Source organism: Methanosarcina sp. UBA5 (assembly GCF_002505485.1).
Classification (GTDB): domain Archaea; phylum Halobacteriota; class Methanosarcinia; order Methanosarcinales; family Methanosarcinaceae; genus Methanosarcina.
Genome location: NZ_DAVG01000078.1, coordinates 1 through 5,928 on the forward strand (window position 1 = coordinate 1; position 5,928 = coordinate 5,928).

Sequence of the window (5,928 nt, forward strand, 5' to 3'; positions counted from 1 at the left end):
GCTTTGGATATGTTTTTAAAATTGTTTTATCTGCTTACTTTATGATCTATTGTCTTTCTCTTTTTTCAAGGTTGGCAATCGAGTGTTTTGCGCAGCGGGATATGTGAGAAGGTAAGCGAAGATCTAATGAATTAACATTTCCAAAGTTGAGATGACAGAATTGTAATAAATTGTCAAAAAGATCCTGAAAAAGAATCTGGATTTACAAAAGCAAGTCGGCATTAATTACTAAATTAGAGGAATATAACAATGTCAACTGATTAATTAGGATGCATCAAGCAGAATAAAATAAAAGAGAATTTACCTGAAGAATTTAATTAGCGGTAAATCCAAAACGGTAAATTATCAAAGTTTGAGAGAGGGCCTGAACACCTCGGAACAATATTTGTCGAAGATTTGGTCTTCAACTTGCTCGAATAACTTTTTGTAATCTTTTGATTTAGTATCGTGCTTGCTCATTGTTTTCTTGACTTCAGCGTTCATCTTATCAAGAGTTTTCTGGTCAAAACCTTCCGTGTTCTCCATAGTAAACATAAAAATCATACTCTGAAACTACCTTATTTAGGCACTACATTTTAAGTCGTTAGTCTGCTGTATTACCGACATAATATTGCTGTACAACTTAATACTTTATACATAAATATATTAGTCAGGTAATTTACTCAGTATTATTGATACATTTCCAAACAGTTTGAAAATACGTTTGATTCAATAATTATAAGTTTTATATTATTTACCTAATATATTAGCTTTCTCTTTTAGACCAGACTTTCATGTGCACTATCTAGAAATACAATCTTAAAATTCTAATATTAGAATCTTTAGAAAGCCTGTTATATTACATGATTTTTAATTCAAATATATTTCAAATAGTAAACAACCTATTTGGCTACTCATATAAATATTTTACACTTATGTTGTGTCCCACAGGACTTATGCATTGTTACATTGAATATCTGGATATATAATAATTACCTGAACCCTGAGAAGAAATCTTGAAGATAGTTATCCCAGGGGCAGCTTAAAGACAGGGTTTTAGAAAACCTTTTTAGGCTTCAAGAAGATGACGAGCCTTTCGCAGTCGAATATCTTGCCTGGTTTATGGGGTTAATTTTATTAGCTCTTCGGAGTACTATAGTGTTATAGTACTATAAAGGTATAGAAAAGTATTAAGGTATAGAAAAGTATTCGAGTTGATAGCAAAGTGCGACCAGTTTCACAAAGAGTGAACGCGAAAAAGACTCATGAAAATAATACCGAGTTTGGGAAGTCTACCTCCGAGCTTCTTATCCTGAAGCCTGAAGGTTATCCGCTAAGTGGCATGATGGACGAATACCCTGTTATTGAAAATCGGGATGTTTTTGAATTCTATGCCCGGGAACAGTGGAACGGATATGTTGCTCGTAAGGGAGATTATCTCTTTGATCGGCGGATGTTCCCTGATTTTGCTTATCGCATCATAGATGTGGAACCTGCAGAATCCATAATAGGAAGTTCAACCTCAATTATTGTAACTGAAGAAGAAAATGGGCTTCCTTCCTCGGCAGAAATAAAGAGTAGCGTTAAATTTGAAGACGTAATCGGGCAGGAACTTGCAAAGCAAAAGTGCAGGCTGATCGAACGCTTCCTTGAAGAGCCCGAACGCTTTGGGAAATGGGCGCCAAGAAATATCCTTTTTTTCGGGCCTTCAGGTACCGGAAAAACCATGCTTGCAAAGGCTCTTGCAACCAAAACCGATGTGCCCATTATTCCTGTCAAGGCTACACAACTTATAGGAGAATATGTGGGAGATGGGGCCCGCCAGATCCACCAGCTCTATGACCGAGCAGAAGAGATGTCTCCTTGTATAATCTTTATTGACGAGCTCGATGCCATAGCCCTGGATCGAAAATTCCAGGAGTTGAGAGGAGACGTAAGCGAAATTGTAAACGCTCTTCTGACCGAAATGGATGGCATAGTAGAACGCGATGGAGTGTGTACCATCTGCTCTACAAACAGGATCTATTCACTGGATTCAGCTATAAGAAGCAGGTTCGAAGAAGAGATTGAATTCGTTCTTCCCGAAGAGGAAGAAGTCGTCAGGATATTCGAATCAAATGTAAAAACCTTCCCCTTACAGGTAGAGGACTGTAACTTCCGGGCACTTGCAAAGAAAGCGAATGGACTTTCGGGCAGAGACCTTGTGGAAAAGGTTTTAAAAACCGCTCTTCACCAGGCAATTATAGAAGACCGGGAAATTGTAGCAAGTAAAGATTTTGAAAACGCGCTTGCAAAACTTGGCAGGAGAGATGCCCCCCAGGGTCCTTCTGAACTTTATATTTGATCCAGAGGAGGGTACATACTATTAAACTATGAACTTTTAAGGTACTTATTTTAAAGTACCTGCTTTTTGATGGCTAATTTTGAAAATAATTTTTATTTTGCTATACAACTCTTTTTTTGAGTATTTTACCTGCTTCATTGTGATGCTTTTACATACCTCTCTTCTTTGCTTGAAGAACAGGAATAATTTTATGTATAAAAATAGTTATTTTCTAACAGGAACGAGTTTAATAAACTCTTAACCAGATATGAAATAAGAATTAAAAGGGATCCCCATGAATGAGATACGTGAAGTCGACAGGTTTGAGTGTAAAGTTGTAAATGTAATTCAAAATCTTATGTGGAAAGGTATAACAGTAGAAGAAAAAGGCACAAAAGGCAGAGTATATTTCGGAAGAGTGAATGGCGAGCTCAACATTAATCATGGAGACACACTTTATTTAGGTATCAAGCCTGTCTATGAAGTCGAAGACAAAACCATGCAGGTCACACTTTACGATGCCGAAAACAAAAAACTGGATTGGGCTCTAGTCTGAATTATTCTGATTCTTTTGCAATGCAGATCCTATCTGCTATAGCTTCTTTTCGCTAAAACGTCCGGATCTAAAAATCCCGGGAGAGTCTTAATCTTTTTCTTAAGGCAATTTCGAGTTTTTTGGAAAGCACTTTGAATTATTATATTTATTCTTTATTAATCTAACTTATGTCACTTAGTTTATGTCACTTAGTTACTCTCACAAAATAATTCATACTTTCGTAAAAATTATGATTTTTTTGAATAAAAATGAGTTAAGCCTTATTTCGACCTGTAAGGGATTTCAATTTCCATCAGGTCTTCAGCTATAATTACATTTTCAAACACTTTTTTCGATTCTGTAAGGAGAGGTTCAGCATCATCAGTATACCTAGAGCTAATATGGGTAAGGATCAACTTCCTGACCCCTGCCTCCTTTGCGAGAGCTGCGGCTTCCCCTGCCGTCGAATGTTTGGACTCTTCAGCCCAATCTGCCATCTCATCCGCAAAACTGCCGTCATGTATCAATACATCTGCATCCCGGCTGGCTTCGAAAATGGACTCACAAGGCCTGGTATCTCCGCTGTATACAACAGTCCGCCCTGGCCTTAAAGCTCCCATTATATATTCCGGTTTTACGAGCTTTCCATTGACTTCTACAGTGTATCCTTTTTGCAATTTTGCGAAAAGAGGGCCAGGAGGAATCCCCAGTTCGATTGCTCTTTCCCTGTTAAAACGCCCTGGACGAGGATGTTCTATAAGGGCGTACCCAAGGCTTGAGATACTGTGTTCGGTTTTTAAAGCCTGGATCACATATTCTTCTCTTTCCACAACATCTCCGGGTTTCAACTGGATACCTTGAACTTCGTATTTAAGGTTGAAATAACCAAGAGCTTTAAAAAGCTCAGTAAATTCCCTGGTACCCTGAGGGCCGTAAATCCAAAGAGGCTCTTTCCTTCCCATGAAAGACATGGTCTGGATCAGGCCAGGGATTCCCAGAAAATGGTCCGCATGAAAGTGACTGACAAAAATAGAGGACAGGCTCATCATTCCTGTCTTTGCCCGCATCATCTGCTGCTGGGTCCCTTCTCCACAGTCAAACAGGATAAGCTCTCCTTCCCGATTGACCATTACTGCCGACGGGTTTCTGTTGCGGGTGGGCAGAGAACCTCCAGTGCCAAGAAAGATTATGCGAAGCATACTGAACTCACTAATTACTTAAGAGGTATTTATTAATTGCTATCGTCTTAGCTGCATCTTAGCTGCAGTGTTTCAGGAGCGGAGCCGCATGCTGATATGTATAAGGTTCGACATATACAAGTTACGTAGATAAAAATCTGTTAAGATGGGATAGTATTTATTATAAAAGCTCTTTAAACCCTACAGATTTACATTTCTATCAAACCGTTCCTTTAGAAGATATGCACTTTCTTCTCGGAAAAGTAATTTAGTATTAATCGGGCTTTCCCAGCCAGGATAAAAGTTATCGTCAAATATGAAAAAATGTGCGAAGAGAGAAAAATCATCTATCAGGAATAAAAAGGAAAAAAGGAACCGTCATCATATGTCAGGAAATTACGGAAAAGTTTACCTTGTAGGTTCGGGCCCTGGAGACCCGGAACTTCTCACCCTGAAAGCCCGCCGCCTGATTGACAGTGCTGAAATAATTATCTATGACCAGCTTCCTGGAAAAGCTATTCTGGACTCAATGCCGACAAGTGCGGAGAAGATTGATGTTGGAAAATATGCCGGCAACCACACCATGACCCAGGCTGAGATTAATAAAGTGCTTGTGCAAAAAGCAAAAGAAGGAAAGACTGTGGTCAGACTTAAAGGAGGTGACCCCTATGTCTTCGGGAGAGGGGGAGAAGAGGCCGAGGTACTCGTAGCCGAAGGCATTGAGTTTGAGGTTGTTCCAGGGATCACTTCTGCAATTGCAGTGCCAGCTTATGCCGGAATTCCGGTAACCCACAGGGAAAGTACCTCAATGGTCACTTTCATAACCGGGCACGAGGACCCCACAAAAGAGGAGAGCGGACTTGATTGGGATACTCTGGCAAAATTTGGAGGAACAATTGTAATCCTTATGGGCGTGAAAATGCTCGGCCGGAACGCAGAAGAGCTAATGAAACATGGCAAGGCTCCGGACACCCCTGTTGCAGTCATTGAGAGAGGAACCAGGGCTGACCAGAGAGTAACTGTAGGGACTCTTGCAAATATCGCAGAGCTTGCAAAGGAGCGTGGAGTGAAGGCTCCAGCTATTACGGTTGTAGGGGATGTTGTACGTCTGCACGAAATTCTCGGTGAACAGCGGGCAGGAGCTGACTTTTAACCCGGCACTGAAAGACCGGGACATAACAGGAGAAGGGAATATGGCAGAAGAAAAAAAACCTGTCCTTGCAATTATGAGGCCGGAAAGCTACAGGGAAAAATCAGAGGCCCTTGCGCAAGATTATGGTTTTGAGCCTTTATATGTCCCCATGATCCGGCTTGAAGGCATAAAAGATGAAGGGTTTGAGCCCTTCATACAAAGAGTCCTCAAAGGAGCTTCGGATTATGTAGTATTTACCAGCGCAAACGGAATAAGTTTTACTCTGGACAAGCTCTCAGAAATCGAAAAGGAAAACTTTATCACCGCGCTGAAAAAAAGCAAAGTAATAGCAATTGGCCCTAACACGGAAAAAGAGCTCATAAGAATAGGGATCGAAAACTCCTTTTTGCCAGGGGACTATAGTTCCGAAGGAATTGTAAAAGCTCTCTGTCCCGAGGTAAAAGGAAAAACTGTAGAGCTTGCCAGGAGTGCTTTTGGGGCTAAAGCCTTAATGGAAGGGCTTGAAAAATGCGGAGCTAAGGTTTATGAGACCCACGTGTATACTCTCAGTATTCCTGAAGGAACAATTCAGAAAGAGCTGATCAAGTGCACGCTTGCAGGGAAAGTAGATGCTTTTGCTTTTACAAGCTCGATGATGGTCAAAGGCTTTATGAAGCATGCGAAAGAGCTGGGAGCAGAGGAAACTATAAAAGAGTCTCTCAGCAGGGCTGTAGTAGGAGCTATAGGAACGCCTACAGGAAATACCCTGAAGAAATATGGA

At 40.5% G+C, this 5,928-nt stretch carries 6 protein-coding genes; 4 read left to right on the forward strand and 2 right to left on the reverse strand.

Annotated features, from left to right (window positions below; genetic code table 11):
* Positions 1-345: 345 nt before the first annotated feature.
* Positions 346-525 (reverse strand): hypothetical protein, encoded by a 180-nt coding sequence (locus BP621_RS07905; protein ID WP_292389000.1) that lies wholly within the window; start codon positions 523-525, stop codon positions 346-348.
* A gap of 679 nt (positions 526-1,204) precedes the next feature.
* Here BP621_RS07905 and BP621_RS07910 point away from each other — a divergent pair.
* Both BP621_RS07910 and BP621_RS07915 read left to right on the forward strand, forming a co-directional pair.
* Positions 1,205-2,323, forward strand: coding sequence for an AAA family ATPase (locus BP621_RS07910; RefSeq protein WP_292389001.1), 1,119 nt, complete (start codon positions 1,205-1,207; stop codon positions 2,321-2,323).
* A gap of 274 nt (positions 2,324-2,597) precedes the next feature.
* Entirely contained in the window at positions 2,598-2,858 is a 261-nt protein-coding gene (locus BP621_RS07915) for a hypothetical protein (protein ID WP_292389002.1), read from the forward strand.
* A gap of 260 nt (positions 2,859-3,118) precedes the next feature.
* On the opposite strand, the gene BP621_RS07920 is transcribed toward BP621_RS07915, so the two are convergent.
* Positions 3,119-4,036 carry a ribonuclease Z gene (locus BP621_RS07920; protein WP_292389003.1) on the reverse strand — a complete coding sequence of 306 codons (918 nt, stop codon included), beginning with the start codon at positions 4,034-4,036 and terminating at the stop codon, positions 3,119-3,121.
* 364 nt (positions 4,037-4,400) lie between these two features.
* Between BP621_RS07920 and cobA the strand changes: the two genes are divergently transcribed.
* Together cobA and BP621_RS07930 are read left to right on the forward strand one after the other, a co-directional pair.
* A complete protein-coding gene (gene cobA / locus BP621_RS07925; RefSeq protein WP_292389006.1) occupies positions 4,401-5,168 on the forward strand; it encodes a uroporphyrinogen-III C-methyltransferase in 768 nt (255 codons plus the stop codon).
* 40 nt (positions 5,169-5,208) lie between these two features.
* A partial coding sequence (locus BP621_RS07930) for a uroporphyrinogen-III synthase (protein WP_292389004.1) occupies positions 5,209-5,928 on the forward strand: 720 nt, incomplete at its 3' end.